11 protein-coding genes are annotated in these 19,048 nt (G+C 44.5%); 1 reads left to right on the top strand and 10 read right to left on the bottom strand.

The window, feature by feature from the left end:
• Positions 1–193: 193 nt before the first annotated feature.
• The 4 genes from QUA50_RS06080 to QUA50_RS06065 all read right to left on the bottom strand — a co-directional run bounded on the left by QUA50_RS06080 (position 194) and on the right by QUA50_RS06065 (position 10,046).
• The gene (locus QUA50_RS06080) at positions 194–4,072 is read right to left on the bottom strand and encodes a hypothetical protein (RefSeq protein WP_333261664.1); all 3,879 of its coding nucleotides are present in this window, start codon (positions 4,070–4,072) and stop codon (positions 194–196) included.
• A gap of 29 nt (positions 4,073–4,101) precedes the next feature.
• The gene (locus QUA50_RS06075) at positions 4,102–7,677 is read right to left on the bottom strand and encodes a hypothetical protein (RefSeq protein WP_333261661.1); all 3,576 of its coding nucleotides are present in this window, start codon (positions 7,675–7,677) and stop codon (positions 4,102–4,104) included.
• Positions 7,678–8,207: 530 nt separating this feature from the next.
• On the bottom strand, positions 8,208–9,008 hold the full coding sequence (locus tag QUA50_RS06070) for an HIRAN domain-containing protein (RefSeq protein ID WP_333261658.1): 801 nt from the start codon (positions 9,006–9,008) through the stop codon (positions 8,208–8,210).
• A 171-nt stretch (positions 9,009–9,179) separates the two neighbouring features.
• On the bottom strand, positions 9,180–10,046 hold the full coding sequence (locus QUA50_RS06065; RefSeq protein ID WP_333261655.1) for a ParB/RepB/Spo0J family partition protein: 867 nt from the start codon (positions 10,044–10,046) through the stop codon (positions 9,180–9,182).
• A gap of 2 nt (positions 10,047–10,048) precedes the next feature.
• Here QUA50_RS06065 and QUA50_RS06060 point away from each other — a divergent pair, with 2 nt between their 5' ends.
• Entirely contained in the window at positions 10,049–10,180 is a 132-nt protein-coding gene (locus QUA50_RS06060; RefSeq protein ID WP_333248979.1) for a hypothetical protein, read from the top strand.
• 295 nt (positions 10,181–10,475) lie between these two features.
• Here the strand turns inward: QUA50_RS06060 and QUA50_RS06055 are convergent, their stop codons facing one another.
• From QUA50_RS06055 to QUA50_RS06030, 6 genes are all read right to left on the bottom strand, one after another.
• Complete coding sequence (locus QUA50_RS06055; protein ID WP_333261652.1) at positions 10,476–11,621, bottom strand: ParB/RepB/Spo0J family partition protein; 1,146 nt, start codon at positions 11,619–11,621, stop codon at positions 10,476–10,478.
• 108 nt (positions 11,622–11,729) lie between these two features.
• Complete coding sequence (locus QUA50_RS06050) at positions 11,730–12,560, bottom strand: ParA family protein (protein WP_333033761.1); 831 nt, start codon at positions 12,558–12,560, stop codon at positions 11,730–11,732.
• A gap of 307 nt (positions 12,561–12,867) precedes the next feature.
• A complete protein-coding gene (locus tag QUA50_RS06045) occupies positions 12,868–13,491 on the bottom strand; it encodes a hypothetical protein (protein WP_333261650.1) in 624 nt (207 codons plus the stop codon).
• 277 nt (positions 13,492–13,768) lie between these two features.
• Positions 13,769–14,152, bottom strand: a complete 384-nt coding sequence (locus tag QUA50_RS06040; protein WP_333261803.1) for a zinc ribbon domain-containing protein — start codon at positions 14,150–14,152, stop codon at positions 13,769–13,771.
• 88 nt (positions 14,153–14,240) lie between these two features.
• Positions 14,241–14,993, bottom strand: coding sequence for a transposase (locus QUA50_RS06035; RefSeq protein WP_333261801.1), 753 nt, complete (start codon positions 14,991–14,993; stop codon positions 14,241–14,243).
• A gap of 975 nt (positions 14,994–15,968) precedes the next feature.
• On the bottom strand, positions 15,969–18,356 hold the full coding sequence (locus tag QUA50_RS06030; protein ID WP_333261647.1) for an ATP-binding protein: 2,388 nt from the start codon (positions 18,354–18,356) through the stop codon (positions 15,969–15,971).
• Positions 18,357–19,048 lie beyond the last annotated feature (692 nt).

The raw sequence follows: 19,048 nt of genomic DNA, 5'->3' as shown, positions 1-19,048 counted from the left end.
TCATCGAAACTGTTAACTTTCGTCTGACACTCTAAGATTAGTTGGGTGCGACTGGCTGAACCTTTACCAGTTACAGCAGTGCATAACTGCGTTATTAGCAGGCAAGCTGATAGAAGGGATGCGGGGCAAGTCAACGAGCGACGGTTGCAGATAATGCAGCAAAGCAGTTAGACTAAAATTCAGAAGGCGCTTGTCACCCCCTGAACAAAATAAGATTGAGTAGATTCAGGGAGCGAGAGTTAAGAAAGTAGTTTGCTCTGAACAAACCCCGACGAATCTGCGCCAAGTCATAACTTTTAAAAATCACCCAAGGAAAATCAACGAAGCCATTGCCGATGGGGAGAAAATCAGTAGCGGGGTACAAAGCCTTGACATAACGCTCCAGTAACATACGAAACCTGTGGCTCACAAGCGAGTTTTCACTCTCTTCTGTAAATGAGCGTCGGAGAGTTTCATCAGCGACCAAGAAATGTAGGGGGACAGCGAAATACTGATCGCTGAAATTGCTAGAGTCGCTAAGTTGCTGCGTAGTCTCCTCATTTTGCTTCAGCTTTTGGATGAAATCAAGAGCGAAGTAAATTTCATTTTTTATATCTTGTGGGTAATTTTTGCGCCCGATATTTTCCAAAGCATTTATGAATTCTGGCGTCGCGTATTTACTGACTTGGGAATAAGGATCGAACCTGTAAAGGGAGGTCACTGTGTTATTATTCATTGGGACGAGCAACAGCGAACCATCCACATAAAAAACCTGCGGGCTGAGTTCGATATCCAACAAGTCAGCCATGCAAGAGCATTGGTCAAATAAGAAATCAACGCCCGACTCCAATAGAGACGGTAAGCTGATTTTCTTCCTTGTCTGTTCGTAGGAAACAGCAGAATTGGGTGAGCAAGTAGACTTCTGTATAAAGAATTTCGCAGATTCAAAAAAACAAGGCAAATGTTCGAGAGCAAGTTTAACATCTCGATCCTCTGGATGTAGACGTTGATGGCTCCGCAGCCGCTGCATGAGAGACTTGATACGGGTACTAAACGTCTCGCCCCCCGAATACATCCCTTTTCCGCCAATGGGAATCATTGCTGTGTTGCGTCCGCAGAAATATCCTGCACCCGTAATTCTCGTCATTATCGCTGTTCGCAAGACGAGCAAGGAACCTATCAGATTTGCGACGCGAGCGATCTGACTTTGTTGCTTGCTGGGCACATTGGTGAATACTTTTTCCACAATGTACACCGTCACTTTCTTGGGTTCGCGATCGTTATTTTTTCCCTCGCCCAAATCGCCCCGACCTCGATAGATGGTCTGAATAATTTCCATCAGGTTGTTTTCTATCTGAAACCTAGGTAGCTCGACGATTATGTGTTTTGCATGAGGAAAGGAAATGCCGCGAGAAGCTGATGATGTCATAAATACTACTCTAACCTGGTCTTTACATTCAAGGCGGCTTTCCTTGTCTGGATCTGACAGGGAATGTATTTCCAAATAAGCCTTATTTTTATCGAATCGAGGCCGCCTCTTTTTGACCAAATCTATTAATTGTGTCAGACGTTGCTTGTCCTGAATGTAAACCAGTAATTGGTCTGAATTTGGCTCAGAAACGTGGTGGATTATTTCGGTTACTAGGGACTCGTCCCGCGCTGACTGACCCAGTTTATTTTTAAGAGAGCCATCCTCATTAATTTTACAAGTCTCGAAGAAAACTTTGTAAGTGAGTTCAATAAGTTTTGCTGGATATGAGTTGGCGTTAATAATGGTGGAATCAATAATTCCTCGCCGTGCTGACTCATCAGTAAACGACTGAAAACTAAGCTCTAGTGGCTCTCGCTCATTCTCAACAGGAGAACAGTAAATCTTAGCTGGCTCTGCTTCCCTTGTACCGAGGTGCGGCTTAACAACTTCAACACCTGTTAGGGAAGCGTCAGCAACAATCAATTTAGTGTTAAAACCGTGCGATTTATCGAATAGCTCAAGCTTTTTATCCAACCATTTCTGCATGGCGTGAAACCACTCAACTCCAGCGCTATCGCCCGTGACTTCGTCAATCATAACAATGATGTTCCTTAGGCGGGAGGATAATTTAATCATTTCCTCTGAAATCACTTCACCCTGATTTGTAACCGAACGAAATAGTCTCTGAAAGTTATCTAAGGAGTCGCCGTATTTATTCACTTTACGGAGGGACTGAGTAGAGCAGGTAATCACAATTTTACTCACGCCCTTATTGATGAGAGCGTGACCAGCATCGCACAGGCTCCTAATCACTCCCGTTCCTGATTTTTTATCGTAGCCAAGCGAATTTCCTGAAAGACGACTTATTTCCTGTCTCGCTCTTGTGAGATGCTTTCCCTCATCTCCAACGCCAATAAATGTCACCCCTGACCAATTAGAAGTATTAGTATCGGCATTAGAATAATATTTGACTGTTGGCAAGCCGTTGTTGGTGGCAATAATAGCGTGGCTGGTATAAATGCAGTACAGGTCATCAGCAAACAAGCGCCCCGATTCAGTTCTAAATTTATTGATTGTGTCTTCGTTAACGGATAGTCGCGGACTGACGTAGAACAGCAGGAAGCCCTCGTTAACGCGATCGCGAAGAAAATCCACCACTGTCGTTGTTTTCCCAATACCCGGATTTCCGGTCAGGAACAGATAGCGACAGGCGGATGACAGTTGTTCCTTTATTATTTGGGTATGAGCATTCCTTAGCGTAATTTTCTGAGGGAGGTTGTATTTTGAAGTAATCGAATCATCCAGAGAATCCGATGGATTGTGAAAATTACTAATTATTTCAGTGAAAGACACGGTTCTGTCCGCAGTGGTATTCATATCGCACAGCGAGTCAACAAATTCTTTTACTTTTTGCTCTTGGCGATCGCTCTTGAGTTCGCATTCTCCTGCTGCACTGTTTTCAACGCTAACTCCCATTCCACCAGGTGCGTACAATAAACTATCCGCGACACTTTGCTTGATTAAATTGAGCATCTTAACAAGCGTCCGCTCATAACTATCAATTGAATTCTCTGTGTCAGACTTTTCCTGTCTCTTCATCGACTTATATGCTTCGGCGCAACGATCAAGGATGTCTAAATCTTCCCGTCCGACATTCAGAGTGCTAATTCCCTGCGTCGTGTAACCGATCGCCGTGACTTGGACAGTTGCATCCTTTGGTATCCTGTTCTCTGATTCGAGAAACTTGACAAAACTAGCGGAGTACGATGCCGCCTGCACCAACTTAACAAAGTCCTTGTCGTAATAAGAAAAAGCTGTCAGGTAATCCTTTATGTCACGCCCAATTATTAATTCTCGATTGCTTCCTTCCTTTGTGTCAATTTTTAAGTGATGATAAACACTTTTGGACATTAAGCGGTGCAGTTCCACTCCGAGAGACTCAAGGATTGATAAAGCACTCGATAAATTCCACAAATCGCAATGTTCTCGTTCATCAGTTGCACCCTGATTTTCCCCTTCGTTCAACTCGCTGCTGTCATTGCTATCAACGGTGAATGCAGACAAATCAACGCAGACGATGCGATATTCCTTTTTTCCGCCTCCCTCCCCCTCTTTCGACATCAGCATTAATGTGTCCGCCTTTAAAAATTCCCCCGTTGTAGCGTATTTATTTATGTATGGGAAAACCTTATCTGGGGTAATGCCCAACTGGGAAAGGATTTGAGAATAGCGGTCATGTTCGTTTTTTTCCAGCGTTCTCATGCTGGTTGCATCCGAAAGACAGCACTGCACGTACAGCAATTCCCAATATCTGCTTGTATTAGAGGAGTACCCGAACGCATCCATCAGTTCGTGCCATAAACCCAAACCGCCAAGATGACCCCGCAGAAGTAACAACTTGCCCCATGTTGTCCATATTCGCTGACTCTCCGCGTCAATAAATCCCTCTTTCAATTTCATTTGGACGAGGCTATTGACGACTCCTCGATGATTGAGTTTTTTCAAATCATCGATGAATAAACCCATGTGGGCATATTTCATCCCTGTTTGATGAATCGCCGTCAATATTCCCGCGTTAAATGCTAGCTCGAAAAGATGTCCTTGTGCCTCTCTTATTTGCATTTACAGATCCTCTAAAACTTACAGATCCTTTAAAACGGGACAATATCGCCGTTGCTAATAACCCACCACTGGGGAGCGATTATCGATTCAACTCGCTCCTTAAGCATCGGATTGGAATAGGACTCAACCAAGCAGTCAACATAATGTTGAGGCAGCTCATCGGGAGCGCTTACTTCACGATCTACTAAGTAATTCTTAATTTCATCGAGAAGCAAGAGAGAGGAGTGAGATAGATTAATGTTGCTATTAATCGCATTCTCTTCAGAAATTGGAACGATCAATGCGTTGTACACTTCTGTGAGAAATGCGATAGAATTCATTTGCACCGAAGAGATGCAGTGCCGACTTTTTGCTGCTGACCTGCCAATTGCATTGTCGCCGATAATATCATTTAGGGGGTCGAGTTTGAGGAACGATTTCTCTGCCTTAGTTTGGCTTTTTTCGTATTTTGAATAATGCAAGAGCGTTAACCCAAGCATGAGGTTATTTTTTAGTTCTCCCTCTTTGATGAGACCGTCCATTACCTTATTCACGTCAATTACGTCGCCAGGGTGGGCGTTGAGCAAGGTAGAATAAGTTGTCACAGTGTTGTAGAAAATACGATCTCGCTCTACAGCCTTTCCGGTGAACAAATTGAAAAATACTACCTGGGAGCGATTGGGGTCATTAAATACGTTACTCAACTGGCGCACGTCCTGAACGTACAAAGTCTCTTCTTTCAGTTCCCCATCAATCCGCAAGGCGCTGTAACTGTCGTACAGAACCGGATATATTACCAGATCATCAGCAATCTTGAGGTATTTGATGAGTTCCGGCGACATGAAGAACAATTCATTTTGTTGGTCAGTCACGCGCAGGTGTTCAGAAAAGGGACTGCTAGCTATGTATATAACGTGGCGAAACCCCTTGAGATACATATCGCTAATTGTGTCGCGCAGCACTGCTGGACAGCGATGCAGTTCATCTCCTCTGTAATTTCCCGCCAGAGTTTTCACCATGCTCACTTTTAGGCCTGTTTTTGTAGGCTCCACTGCTACAACTTCACCTGTCAAGTTGGCAATGTAGTTTTCTCCCCAACGTGAGGAACGGGCGTCGCATTTGTTACTTGAAACCATCACTATTAACAATGGCTCTATGGTTCTATTGTTATTGTTCTTAATTTTGTATTCCTGTGGCAACACCGAGTAGAGCGAACACTTGGCATTTGGGATTTTATAACGGTTAATATTCGGCATCACTATTCCTTGAGAATTCATCAACAAGGAGTCGCTCAATACATAACTCCATTCCTCCACTATTTGATGAATCAATGTTTCCTGCTGCGTTGTTTGGGCTTCTGCTGTTTGGTGCAGCAGCCACTGACATACAAATAAATTTTTATTTTTTCGCGCTTGAGATGTCATAATATCTAATATTATGAAGCCAAGCGTCCGCCAAGTAAGCTCGTATATAAAACGCCCCCGTTCTGTGGCTTTTTCTAAAGGTACTTCAGTCACTTTAAACTCTATTAGTGAGCCCGGAAATACAAGGCGACTCATGTATTCCGATGCTTCATCAGCATTTTGGGGCAGGTTACGTTTCCCCCCTAATAAGGGTGCGAGCATTTCGATGTTCTTTTTATCGCGAGCAAATTGCTTGCTTGTATCTTGACTTGCAAAACTATAGAACACGGGAAGCATTTGAATGTCGCCAATTTGATAGCTCATGTCGAACTCGCGCTTCTTACTCGTGCGGTAGAAGTTATCCGTCTCAAATGTCAGCGTTACAGGAAACTGGATGATTGCGTCTTTATTTGCCACCTGTGCCGAGATGAAAACATACTTGAGGCATTCCTTCAGATTCTCCGACAGTTCATTCCCGAAGAATCTACCCGTATTGCTGATTTCGCTCAAGTCTGACAGAAGCAATGTCCGTGACAGCCCTATATTTACCTTTCTTTCGGCAGAAAACCCAAGTTTTTCTTTTTTTAAGTATTCTTTAAGAGCCTTTACCACAGCTTCCAGTTTGTCAGTAACTAAGTATTCACTCATTTCACCAACAAACTTTATCATTAAATTTTTCTTAGCCTCATCACTGTCAAGAGCTTCTTCTTTCAACTGAGGCAATACTTCTTCCGTAAATCTCCCGATTACATCAAAATTTAGAACATCCTCGTAACAATAATTTGGCGCTAGAGGGTTGGGACAGGCAAATGCAAAGTAATAAAGAACGAAAAACTTAACTATTTTCTCAATGTGTTTCTTGCGCCTCTCCTGCGTTAGATCGTCCAAATCTATGTTATGCAACTTTGAATCCGGCTTAATCATCTCAAGCCCATACACAAATGAAGAATCGTAAAGAACCGGATTACTGACGCGCCCGTTTAACTTGAATTTGAGTCCAAAAGTTATTGAGGTAATGCTCTGATGTGGATCGTCTGTTTCTCCAATACAGCCATCGATTTTGCCCAAAAGAGGTAACTCGGAGAAGGCATCCCGCCCAGAGAATAATTCTTGGATGTCTACAAGTACGCCCTGGTATGTTACTTCGTAATAAGCCTCTGGTTTCTTTTTGTCGTTGATAAATTTTTCCAGTGATCTAAGACGCCGGCTGTAGTCCCTCAAATAAAACGAGGCTTCGTCGAGTGATATTCCGCGTGGCTGTTGTTTCCCTTTAAGGGCAAACTGATGTATTAACTTACTTTTTTGCTTCGAGTCTCTAACGCGATCGCAATCTTCACCAATTATATTTGCCAAGGATTCCAAGTAAGTTACTTCCGCCTCTCTTTTCAGGCGACCGATTGTTTCCTGATTAAGTAATTTTTCAAGTTGGCATAATTCATTAGAACCATTAGTTTTGAGCAAATCGAGGCTCGTTCTCACGTTTTTAATTACAAAATCAGGATAATTTGAGTCCTGTTGTATTTTCAAGAATTGAACATAATTTTCCAGCCCAGTCACCACAAATTCGCGGAAGCGAGTTGCACTATTTATCTCTATTGTTACTTTGTGACTCCTGATTGTAGGAGTCTCCACTTCATAATCCAAGGTCAAATCCTGCGAACTCAACCCAGTCATCGAAGGGAATTGCCAAGCAAACAAGGAGGGCTGCTTTGGCATTGATGCCAGGGGTACAAGCATTGACTTGATTAATTCATCAATTGTCACTTCTGAGCTTTCTCCATCAGGCTCTGAGCTTTCTCCATCAGGCTCTGAGCTTTCTTCATCAGGCTCTGAGTTTTCTTCATCAGGCTCTGAGCTTTCTTCATCAGGCTCTGAGCAGTGGGCTTTCCTAATGGCCTCGATTAATCTATTTGATAAAGCCGTTTTGATTTCTTGAATTTTTTCTCCGAAGGTTTCACGGCCTTTTTCAACCATGTTTATTGTCGCTTTATAGGCTTTTTCTCCTGGGTCTAATGGAGGTCTTAATTCTTGATTTTTTGCGAGTTGAAAAGCCAAACAATGAATGTCTATAATTAACCTAAATCTTCCTGAAGGGATATCTTTTTTTAAGCAAAATATTGCTGCTCCGGTTTCTCGATTCAGTTCGTCAATAGTTTTTGCTAGCCAGTCGCTATAATCCAGCCTCGCCAGTTCATTCCTATCTTCTTTTAACTCATTTTTCACGGGAACTAGCTCCTTCTTTTATGAGAAATGGTTGCGGATTGTTCACTGGTTAAGGGGATAAATTATTCTCATACAAGTAGAATGATTCAAAATATCATTTCATGTTCGCCAAAATAAACCATCTCTGGAGGTCGGTGTCGAGCTTACAGTTACAACAGATTGCAGGTGAATAGAGTACACTTTAATCCCAAGCACCCACGAAACTGGTTTACAAACTCGCTATCCGACTCTCCTTTTACCCTCATCTCAAGCAACAGCAGGGTCAGTAACCAACGCCCTCATATAATAGCAAAGAGGTCGGACATTGTGGGGCAAAGAACTGCAACTGAGTAAATCCCGATCTTTGCAGGGGCTTTTCAGCACCCAAGAGCTATCCTCTTTGAGGGTCAAGCCTGTTACGAATGGATCGTGGGAGCGGGAGTCAACATCAGTAGCACTCCGGTGAGACCGGATTGGGGAAGAAAGCGCCGATCGAGCAGGCCGGATTGCGAAAAGGCTCCTGAGCGACTTGCGGTGATGAATGGTTTGGCTCAACTTTGCCAAGAGGAGTCTAACTCGAAGTTGCGGGGGTTTTCCAGTACCCAAGAGCTGCTGAGGGGCTGATATTCATAACTTGAAAAGGGGCAAAAGTCATTAGATATTTGAGCAGTTATATTACACAGCAGGCGAAACTGAAACGGTGTTGGCGGTTGATTTACTCGCTCTACACGCACTTCTACAAAACTAGGATTCCTCAAGAGAAGTTCAAAAATCTCACTATTCAAATATCGCGGACAATACCCGACAATATGGTGGTCTTCTGTATTTAAAGTCAATGCTTTAGAATCATAATGATTTTGAAATTCGTGAGCCAACCACAACTTTTCTCCAGGTTCTAAACAGTTAATTCGCTCAATCGCACATTGTGGCAAGTAGCGCAGTCCGTGCAAGAAAAAGTGAAGGCGATACCGCCCTTCTGAATCTGGTTCAGGAATGAGAAAAACAGTTAGAGTATCTGTTTCTCGCCGCCCACCGCTGCGGGCTAGCATGGCAATTGGATCGCTTTCATCTTGAGGAAGATTTAGCCAGTGAATAAAACTTGGGTAATCGGGGCGATTTTTCGGCATCAGCCGATTAACAAATACGGAAAATAAGTAGGTTGATGTATATACTTCACCTAAGCGCGGAAACGAGGGCAAGGGTTCAAAACCGCACTTCTGTTGAGCTTCTAAAACGCCTTGCGTGTAGGTAAATTGGTAGTTGGTTCCGTCAAATGTTAGCCTGCCAATGGGAAACCAGGAACGGCTGTTTGGATCTTGCCAAGCCAAAAAAAGCGTTGAGTGTGTTTTCACGGTAGCGTTTTCCTCAAGTTAAGCAGTCTGTGTTGATTGAATTCAAGAATTTTTTGGGCAAACTCGGCTGCAATCGGTGAGATACGAGTGTTAGGAATTCGATTAAAAATAAACGCCGTACCCGCAAGGCACAGTGTAGGTAGTTCATGTAGCTTTACTTTAAAATCAGCTTCAATTTTCCAATCCCTCACCCACCAATGCTTCCAGTTCAGCTAACAGCTTCTCTAGTTTCTTTTGCTTTTTGGGATGATCCCAAACCTTAGACTTTTTTACTCGCTGCAAAGCTGCATCTACGCGACTTTTAAGCGATCGATCCGGTGCAGTAGCCTCCTCTAGTAATTGCGAGCGATCGTCGAGATCCTTAACTCGGGCGATCGCTCTGGCTTTGGTATACTCAATCCGTCCTTTCCGCAGCACTCCAATCACATCATCTGGCAGGTTCAGCAAGGGGAGGCGATTGGTTCGGAAACTCTCTGGAGTGTACTTCCCGACGAGTGCAAATATATCGCTTACTATTTGCCAATGCGAGCTGTGGATAACGTTATCCACACCCGTGCGTTCCGGGTGAGCGGCCGCTCCGAGCAAAGCAATAACTGACGAAGAGGTAGAGTTCAATTTCATTGCCAGCAATTGCAAAATTCCCTCGGTTTCCTCAATCGCATTCAAATCTTCCCGCTGCAAGTTCTCCAGCAGTGCAATTTGCAGGGCCTCTGCGTCTGTCAGTTCCCGAATCACAACAGGAATCTCAGTCAAGCCTAACGACGACGCGGCTCGATAGCGCCGTTCTCCCGCTACCAATTCGTACTTGTTGCCATCTATGGGGCGTACCAGGAGCGGTTGCAGAATCCCTAGCTGCTTGACTGACTCCACCAGTTCTTGCATAGCTGTCGGCTCGAAATAGCGGCGCGGTTGCTGCGGTGGCAGGACAATTTTGTGTATTGAGACAAGGGAGGATGCGACATCTTCGCTGTCGCTGGTTCCTAACAGAGCCTCAACCCCTTTGATTTGATAAGGCTGATTGTCGCGTTTTTGATTCATCGATGTTCCCCCGTAGAGCTCCCAACCAGGGACTCACCGACACTTACAACCGCTTCCACAACCCGGACGAACGCCACCCGGATATAATAAAACTGCGCCAACTGCATCAAGAATGCGATCGAGCCGTATCATAAAACATTAAACGCCTACGGTTGGACAGACATCCCCACCGACTGTGAATTCATCCTCGACTACGAAGAAGAAGAGGAAGAAAGCGAAGGAATTAGCAAATGCCAGAAGAAAAAACCTTGGCGTTTCCCACTCGGGCCTATAACGGCATTTTCAGCGAACCTATTGGCGAACTCGCCATTACAGAAATACCCTTAAATTTGGTAGTAATCGATTTAGTTAGAGGCATACGGAGCGATGAAAACGGCGAGTGTTTCCACTCGATCGATTTTAGCAAGCAGACCGATCGAAACTTTGCCGTTATTTCTCAGTATTTTGCTTTAAAACCGCCTCAATTTCCGCCAGCTTTTGGCGCAAAACCTCCTGCAACTCCACAAGTTGGTCAACCTCAGCTTGCTCCAACACTTGAGGTGAGAGCTTTTTCAAATTCCCGGCTGCCAACTTAACCTGCTTGAATTGGCGGGCTGCCCCTGGGAAATCATCCAGATTAGAATTGATAATTTCTTGCACCAATTTACGAGTTTGAGTCACCGACAATTTCTCGGCAATAACTCGATCGGTTGCTTGAACTCTAATCGGCTGCGCTTCTTCCTCTGGCAAGACTAAATTTTTAGCAGAGAGTTTAGAAAGAGCCATTGCATGAACCCCTTTAAGTCCTAATTGCCTGATAGCAGTCTTAAGGTCATCAGCCAAAGACAGCATCGGGAAAATGTTGGCATCGATAGAAGCGGGATTGAGCTGCAAATCCAACAGTGTCCGCAAAACGGCCAACTCTTGTTCATCCAAACCCACAGCGGCCAAACCCTGTTGCTGCTCGTCAGGTGCCACCGTCACCAACTCGGAAACCAAGTTCATTCGTTTTTGCGCGTTCAAGCGTCGCACCACTGTCGAGAGAATGCGGGGGATAGTTGCAGCTTCCAAACCCGTATTTTCAGACAACTCCCGCACAATAGCTTCTGCTTTATCGAGGGGATTGAGATCTTCCCGGTGCAGGGAAGTCAGCAGTGCTTTGCGGTGCAAAGCCGCGGGTTCTGGAACGATCACAGCTTGTAAAGTTTCCCAGCCTAGATTTTTAGCGCTGCGCCAGCGCCGCTCTCCATCGAATATCACCAAATCCCCCCGTTGAATCAAGATAATGGGTTGCAGTTGTCCGTCACTAGCGAGGGAACGGGACATGGACTCGATACTTTCCGGCAAAAATGTCTGTCTGGGTTGTTCAGGATTAGGCTGAATTTGTAAGAGTGAAATGGAGAGGATACCGCTGGCGGATTCTAGTTGTTCTCGCAGTGCAGTCAATTGAGATTCCAATTCCGTTGAACCCGATTTTCGCAGTTCTTCAATTTCTGCTTTGAGTTCCTGAATCTCGGATTCAGCTTCAGAGAGGTGCATTGACTGCTTGGCGGATGAAAAATAATTTCCCAAGTCGGGAGCTTTACGGGTGGCCATAGCGATTTTAGATTTTAAATTGGGGATTGGAAGAAGTCAGTTCATGGCTATAAGCCAAAAACGAAGGATTCGTTTTCGCCGGCGCAAGTTGTGACTGTGAATCAAACACTATTTCTTTTTTTTTCCTTTTTTGGCAATAGCCGGAGCAACTCCATTTCCCATTAAAGTAGCCAGGTGCTTAACAATTTCTTTGAAGTCGCCTAAAGCTGGGTGAAGCGGGCGATAAAGGTGTAATGGCAACCCTTGACCGCTGGCATTGACAAATTCTGCACTGTCCCGAATAGGTGGAAAAACGCGGATATTCATCTGCTCTAGCTGGGCTGGCAATGACTCTAAAAGTTGTCGGTGGACGGCTCGTTTCGTATCGTATTGGTTGGGTACAAACCCTAAGATTTCTGGTTGCGGCTTGAGGCGTAATTGTTTGCAATGGTGGTAGTACCACTCCAGCAGGTGAGCTGCTCCTTGAATTGATTTTGGTTCGAGCTGTACGGGCACTATTATATGAGTGCAAGCAGTTAGTGCCATCAAGGGCAAGGGGCCGAGGGTAGCGGGGCAGTCGAAGATAATTAGGTCGTGATCCATTGGATAGTCACTCAGGCAATCGCCCAGAAGATAAGCGCCACGCTTGTGCAGAACTAACTCGTCTGCTGTTTGCGTCAGCGTCATTCCGCCTTGACAAACGGTTATATTATTGGTGTGGGAACTCCAGCTAGGAGTAAGAGGCCAAGAGCCATTGAAGCTTTCTCGCATTATGGCGGACAGTGTGTGTTCTGGCTCTGGCGGATTTAGACCGCAAAAAAGGGTCAGGGAGCCTTGGGGGTCGAGATCCATAATGGCTACTTTCAAACCCCTTAACCCCAGTTCGTAGGCGAGGTGAACTGAAAGTGTGGTTTTGCCAGTGCCGCCAGCATTGCTGATGACTGCTAGTCGAATTTGCATGGTTTTGAATTAAGTAGATGATTTAAGTATGATATATCGAGAGTCGGCATCAGATATCGATATATGAGAGGGCATCGCCGCTAACCACCGTTCTGCCTTACGTTGATCCAGCAAGTTAATATTTAGTCTGACGAGTAGATTATCGTCAAGTTTAGTACGGGGAAGATTGTTGAAAAGAATTTAAGTTCGATCGCTAGACTGAAACACGGAACGTCATATATCGATATCTGAGGTATAGGATCTAACCGCCGAGTTAACTTCGATCGCAGTCTTGGGACGGTGCGAGCGTACAATGTACTAGGGAACTTCAAAGGCACGGAAGGGTTGGGCGAGTCAACTGAACAATTTGCATTAAAATACCTAGAATTAGTTGAATGTTTTCAATAAAATGCTCTGTTGTTTCAATATAAACCGTCCTATCTTCTAGTTTCATGAACCTCCAGATACTGCCTGTTGTCACTGCACCATAAACACAGGAAATGCTGTTATCTTTTTGAATATTAAAAATCTGGGCTGCCAACATTTCTGCAATGCACTGGGCAATTCCCGATTTGATATTGTCATTCTTGGCTTCGACAAGTGTAAACACGGGAGCATTTAAAGATAATTGTTCTGGTGAATGACTAATCATAAAGTCACAAATGCCATTCAGTCCTTTGACTCGATCAATATTAAATTCCGTACCGGAAAAGAGGCTGATTTGACGATCGCACCGCCTGCGGAGTTCAATCAATACCGGAGCGACTATCATCTCCGATCGCGCTTTTTCCGTGTCAATTCCCAAGGCTAAGGGAATATTTTCGGCTAAGGTTTCCTTTAAAAGCTGACTGGGTGCGATCGGTTCTACAGCCGTAATAACTTCAGAGACTTCTCGAATTGTCAATCCGAGTTTATTTTTAATATCATCTAGGGAAAATTCGCTATAAGACATAGTTCCACCTTTCACTCCGTCGTTCTAACTTTATACTTAGATTTAGATAAACACATTGCCATTTACCTGAATTTTCTCAGTCAGTGTTTTAACCTAAGAGCGTTTTTTAGGAGTGCAAGCATCCTGCTCGCTTGCATTTCTATCTCGCGAAAGAGAACTCCGGCTCGCACTCCTGTTTTTACTAAATTGGGATAATCCTAACAGATACAACAATAATAACCTTTGTTCCCCCTCCCAGTTCGCTCTGAATCTCCAAGTGACGTACTCCCACACTCAATCAAAGACTAGAGTGTGGGCTTCTCCTCCGAGAATTCCCGGATTCGCGTTTTATAGTGAGGCGAACGCCCAACCCCACTTTCTTTATTAGAATTCCAGAGTTCAGGTCACGAGGCATGAATGTACCACAAGAGCATTCATGCCACCTATCACTTAACTCCTTTGAAACTCTGTTGACGCACATTGCACAATGTTGAGATGTTCCAGCAGGATTAACTTTCACGACCAACCGCCCAGCTCTTTCAGCCTTGTACGGAAGGATTTCGTTCAAGAACCCAGCTATCCCCGCATCAGCAAAACTCTTGTTCAACCCGGACTTTGCGGATTGACCATTAGGCAAAAACTTACCCGATTCATCTTGCTTGGGTTTGTTGCGTTTTGCCATATTGGAAACTTTAAGGTCTTCTACAAAGATAACCTCAGCCTTGTTGACCAACTCACCTGCAAGCTCAAAATGCCATTGTTTGCGTTGTCTAGCTACCTGTTGATGTAACGCAAGCAATGCGTGACCCAAGTTTGCGACGTGCAGTAGAACCTTTTTTTCTTAGCTCTCTTTTGGTTTGCAGTTTGGCTAATTTCTCTTCGGCTTGCCGATAAAATTTAGGAGGTTCTACCATCGTGCCGTCTGAGCAGACGGCAAAATATTCCAATCCCGCGTCAACGCCAATACTGTTAGTTTCAGTCGGTTCAATGCCAATAGTAGGAGTGTCAGGGACTGATGCATCTTCTAGAGTCAGTGTCGCATACCAACCATCTGCTTTGAGAGTAACCAATGCTCTCTTAATGACAAAACTGTCAGGAATAGGGCGATGTTGAATGAATTTGATTTTTCCTAGCTTGGGAAGTTCAATTCGATTCCCTTGGATGCAGTCAGACTTCACTCGCTGATAAGCGAAAGTGCGATAGCGGTTTTTGCCTTTAAATCGAGGCTTCCCGCTCCGCTTACCATTGATATCACCTTTGATAAAACGAGCAAATGCCAGGTCTACTCGCTTCACCATGTCCTGCAAGACATCGGCATGGATATCTTTGTACCATTCTCTTTCTGTCTTGAGAGACACAAGTGAGCGTTTCTGTCCGTAATACTCAGGATGTTCCCTTGGGGATGCAATACTGCATACCAGTGGACAGGCATTAACTGAACACCTGTTCATTTCAAACCAATCAAATCTGTCTGCCAACAAAAAATTGTATTGATGCCGTAGCATATCGAGCCATTTGCTCATACGGCGTCTTTGGTCGGACGTTGGCAGTAGTTTGAACTGGTAGGCTAGTTTCATGAGACAATTGTACTGCATATTTAATGTAAATACAATCGTGAAACAAACAGAAACAACAACGTTTAGGCTTACTTCAGAAGAAAAAGAGGTTCTGGTCAAGTATTGCGAGTTAACATCTCGAACCCAAAGCGATGTGTTTAGAGAATTCCTACGAACATTACAAAAGAAATTGTCAAAGAAGGGGGTGTTGAACCCCCCTCTTTGACCCGCATTCCTCTCAACGCTGACCCTAAGAGGGTACAGCGTGAGGCTCCTGCGGCTTTAGCTGAGCGCTAATCTGCTCGACCCGCTGCCACATTCCACCCAGACCAAATCCGCTGACTTGCTACTGCGGATCGAACCCGCATCTGTCGTTACGTACAGACAGGTACAGCCGATAGCAGGGAGTAAACAATCAAGTGAGCGTGAGTTGTTAGCAGATTATCGGCTGTACCTCTGCTCGGCATTGCTCTGTCAAATCGTGCTGCTCTGAACAAAATCGTCCTAATGCTTTGCGAGCTACCGAACGTCATATATCCATATCTGAGGTACGAACTCTAAAAACCGAGTTAACTTTGATCGCAGTCTTGGGATTTGGTGATCGTACAATCTGCCGAACGTCATATATCTATATCTGAGGTACAGACTCTCACCGCAGAGTTCATTTTGATCGCAGTCTTGGGATTTGGCGCTCGTACAATCTGCCGAACGTCATATATCGATATCTGAGGTAGGGTTGTAAACACCCCGTCAACTTTGATCGCAATCTTGGGATGGTGAGTTCGCCTAATCTACCGAAATGCACTCGGTGAACGTCATATATCGATATCTGAGGTACGATTCTCAAAAACGAGTTAACTTTGAGAATAGTCTTGGGATTTGGCGATAGACTAAGGTTGAACTTCATATATTGATATCTGAGGTACGAATCTAAAAACCGAGTTAACTTTGATCGCAGTCTTGGGATTTTGCGATCGTACAATCGGCCGAAATGCAATTCTGAGTCAAATCGCTGATAATATCTAAACTCATATTTTCCACTAACTTGGTCAAAGCCCCAGCAATTTGTTTCTGGGAGCGAGGAATTCGCTCAATCAACAGCCTTACCGCTTGCTCGTCTCCACAAGCGGCTGCTTTATAAAGCTTCTTAATCGACTCCCTCGGCAACACAGACAGCGACTCAGAAGTCAGTTGCACAACAGGCTCATCCTGTTCGGACTTCCTAGACGACTCCTCTTCATAGATATAGCGAACTCCCAAATGAAGCGCCATCTTCTCAAAAATTACTGTTTCTCGGAACGGTTTGGCAACAAAGTCATCGAAGCCATTCGACAAAGCGAGTTTCTTGGTTTCAACAAACGCATTAGCGCTCAAAGCAATAATTTTTGTATTGGAGCCGTCAGGCAGAGAACGAATTTTTCGAGCAGCTTGAAAGCCGTCTAAAAGCGGCATTTTCAAATCCATCCAAATTAAATCCGGCTTGTACTTTTGCCACAATTTAACAGCCTCAGTTCCGTTATCCGCAAACCACAAAAGAAAGCCGGCTGACTTCAATATCTGAGTTAGTAGCAACCGATTTGCAGACTCATCGTCCGCTACCAGAATGCGATAATTTTGTTGGTTGGGTGCCAGTCCATTCACTTGTTTTTGAGGCTGGATGTCACGGACTTCGCTCTGTGTTGCACGACTCACTTTAATGTAAAAACTGAAAACCGTTCCTTTCCCCACAGAACTTTTGACCTTGATATCGCCACCCATCAGCTTGACGAAAGAGCGGCTGATGGGCAATCCCAAGCCCGTTCCCGTTTGTGATTTCCTGCCAGTTTCAGTTTGGACGAACGGCTTGAACAAACGGCTAATCTCTTCAGGCGCAATACCAGGGCCTGTATCCTTCACTGAGAACTGGAGAAAGAATTTGGGTAACGGTTTTTTTGCCAGCGGCTGAAGGCATTTTACAGTCAGCTTCACCCTACCCGCCTCAGTAAATTTAACAGCATTACCCAACAGATTAATCAAAACTTGACGCAGCTTGCTTTCATCAGTTCGGACATATTGCGGTACATCTGAACTGCGTTCAAAAACAAGTTGCAACCCCGACGATTGAGTTTTGAGTTGGAACATCCCTTCTATGTCATTGAGCAAACTGTAAAGGTCAAAAGCATTTGATTCGAGGGTAATTTGACCAGCTTCAATCTTAGACAGCGACAAAATATCGTTGATTAGTTTCAACAAATGCTCGCCACTGCGATTGATAATATCTAAACTCGACTGCTGTTCCGGTGCAGTTTTTTTAGAGTGCACAAGGAGGTGAGCAAAGCCGATAATCGCATTCAGAGGCGTTCTCAGTTCGTGGCTCATATTAGCCAGAAAGGTACTTTTAGCGCGATTGGCACTTTCGGCGGCAATTTTAGCTTGTTTTAGTTCCTTTGTTTTCTGTGCAACTTGCCGTTTTAAATCGCCAGAATATTCTTCTAACCGCTGGCGAGATGCTTTTAACTGGGAATTCATGCGCTTGAAAGCACAGGCTAGGGCTTCGAGTTCGGCAACGCCGCTACCTGAAACTGTTGAGTCGAAGTCGCCACCAGCTATCGCCTCTGTTGCCGAAATTAACCGCAGCAGCCGCTGTTCTATTCTTAGGGAAATGGACAGCAAAAGGCAGATAGAAAGAATCAAAGCCAGCAGTACGAGCAAAATAGTGTTGCGAGTATTGGCCTGAACTTTGTCCGTAAAATCGGTTTCAGGGACAACTGCTACAATCAGCCAGTTTAAGCTTGAAGAGTTTTCAAAAGGTCTGACTTGCAGTAAGTATCTAGAGTTGCTGGCAGTAAAGTTAAGATTTTGGCTGCTGTTAATAGCAGCGAGGCTGCCATAATGTTTAAGCAAATACTCTGTGGAAAGCTGGATTATTTGTTGTTGCAGAGCTTGGGTGCGAACTCGCTGCTGGGAGTCAACAGAAATAGACGGTTTTGGTTCAGTTACCTGGTTCCGAGCAACTAAATGTCCCGAACGGTCTAAGATAAAGACTTGACAGTTAGGGCTGATGTGGAAATCGTGCAAGTTGAACGTTGAGGTTGGGGTGGGAAAAGCAGAATTTGTTTTTTGTTGAGGCAATATTGTTTTTGGAGAGTCTGACTCATTTCTTTTCCCATTTGGTTTGATTGTGACTCCGGCTGTTTGACTTGGGCGAAGTTGGTTCACCGAACCTGTTTGCATTTTATTATAATTCCCTTCTCCTTTCCCAACCCCAACCCGTTCTTTTAAGTAGCTGTCAAGGCGGTCAGAGATGCGGCTCGTTGCTTCTCCCAATAGCTGTGCAACTAAGTCGTTCATTGTCTGCCGCCCTGTTTGAAAAGAAAGCCATCCCGTCAGACATAGTAAAGTCGAAATCAGGAGAGCGTTGGGAACTGTAAGCACAACACGCAGCGGGAGGGCAGACTTTTTTTGAACTGAGCTTTTTGGACGGAACATTGGTTAAAAAAAGGGAGTGGGAATGAGGAAAAAAACGTTCTTCCGAGAAAGTATTACTGCCGAACCGTTCAAAAAATATCTATTTAAGATGTCTATTCAAAACTGATAACTCACCTTCGCGTTGAGTAGGAAGTAGAAAAGTTCTCCCATCCTCACTCACTATCCCTGCTCACTTTCATTATGCTGTTTGACTAATTACTATTATTAATAGCGCAGCTTCAAACCAATCAAAATCAGTCAAAAGCCATAAGTTCTCAGAGCGAGCGGTTAGCGACACAGGCTCCCGCCTGACTCAGCGCGGGCAGTATGGAGGAGATGATTTGCATCTCAACTTTTCGATAATCGGATGGGTAATAGGAAGTTATGAGATTGCCGAGAGCCTCCCCCCAAGCGCTCTTCGGTTATGAGTTATGAGTTAACTACCTTTTTCCCAATTACCTTTTCCTCAACAATTTTGATGAAGCGGAATTTGGAGTGAGGAGACAGTCAGTCAAATTCTCTCCCATTCCCCATTCCCCATTCCCCATTCCCCATTCCCCATTCCCGTTACCTAT

The organism is Microcoleus sp. M2_D5 (genome assembly GCF_036701935.1).
Classification (GTDB): Bacteria; Cyanobacteriota; Cyanobacteriia; order Cyanobacteriales; family Microcoleaceae; genus Microcoleus.
Note: the sequence above shows the minus strand (reverse complement) of the source record. Positions and strands in the feature narration are given on the sequence as shown.

Coding starts and splice junctions, on each gene's coding strand:
- QUA50_RS06065 (WP_333261655.1), bottom strand. CDS start 10,046: ATGAATCAAAAACGCGACAATCAGCCTTATCAAATCAAAGGGGTTGAG.
- QUA50_RS06030 (WP_333261647.1), bottom strand. CDS start 18,356: ATGAACGACTTAGTTGCACAGCTATTGGGAGAAGCAACGAGCCGCATC.
- QUA50_RS06060 (WP_333248979.1), top strand. CDS start 10,049: ATGTTCCCCCGTAGAGCTCCCAACCAGGGACTCACCGACACTTACAAC.
- QUA50_RS06040 (WP_333261803.1), bottom strand. CDS start 14,152: ATGGCAAAACGCAACAAACCCAAGCAAGATGAATCGGGTAAGTTTTTG.
- QUA50_RS06045 (WP_333261650.1), bottom strand. CDS start 13,491: ATGTCTTATAGCGAATTTTCCCTAGATGATATTAAAAATAAACTCGGA.
- QUA50_RS06050 (WP_333033761.1), bottom strand. CDS start 12,560: ATGCAAATTCGACTAGCAGTCATCAGCAATGCTGGCGGCACTGGCAAA.
- QUA50_RS06080 (WP_333261664.1), bottom strand. CDS start 4,072: ATGCAAATAAGAGAGGCACAAGGACATCTTTTCGAGCTAGCATTTAAC.
- QUA50_RS06035 (WP_333261801.1), bottom strand. CDS start 14,993: ATGAGCAAATGGCTCGATATGCTACGGCATCAATACAATTTTTTGTTG.
- QUA50_RS06055 (WP_333261652.1), bottom strand. CDS start 11,621: ATGGCCACCCGTAAAGCTCCCGACTTGGGAAATTATTTTTCATCCGCC.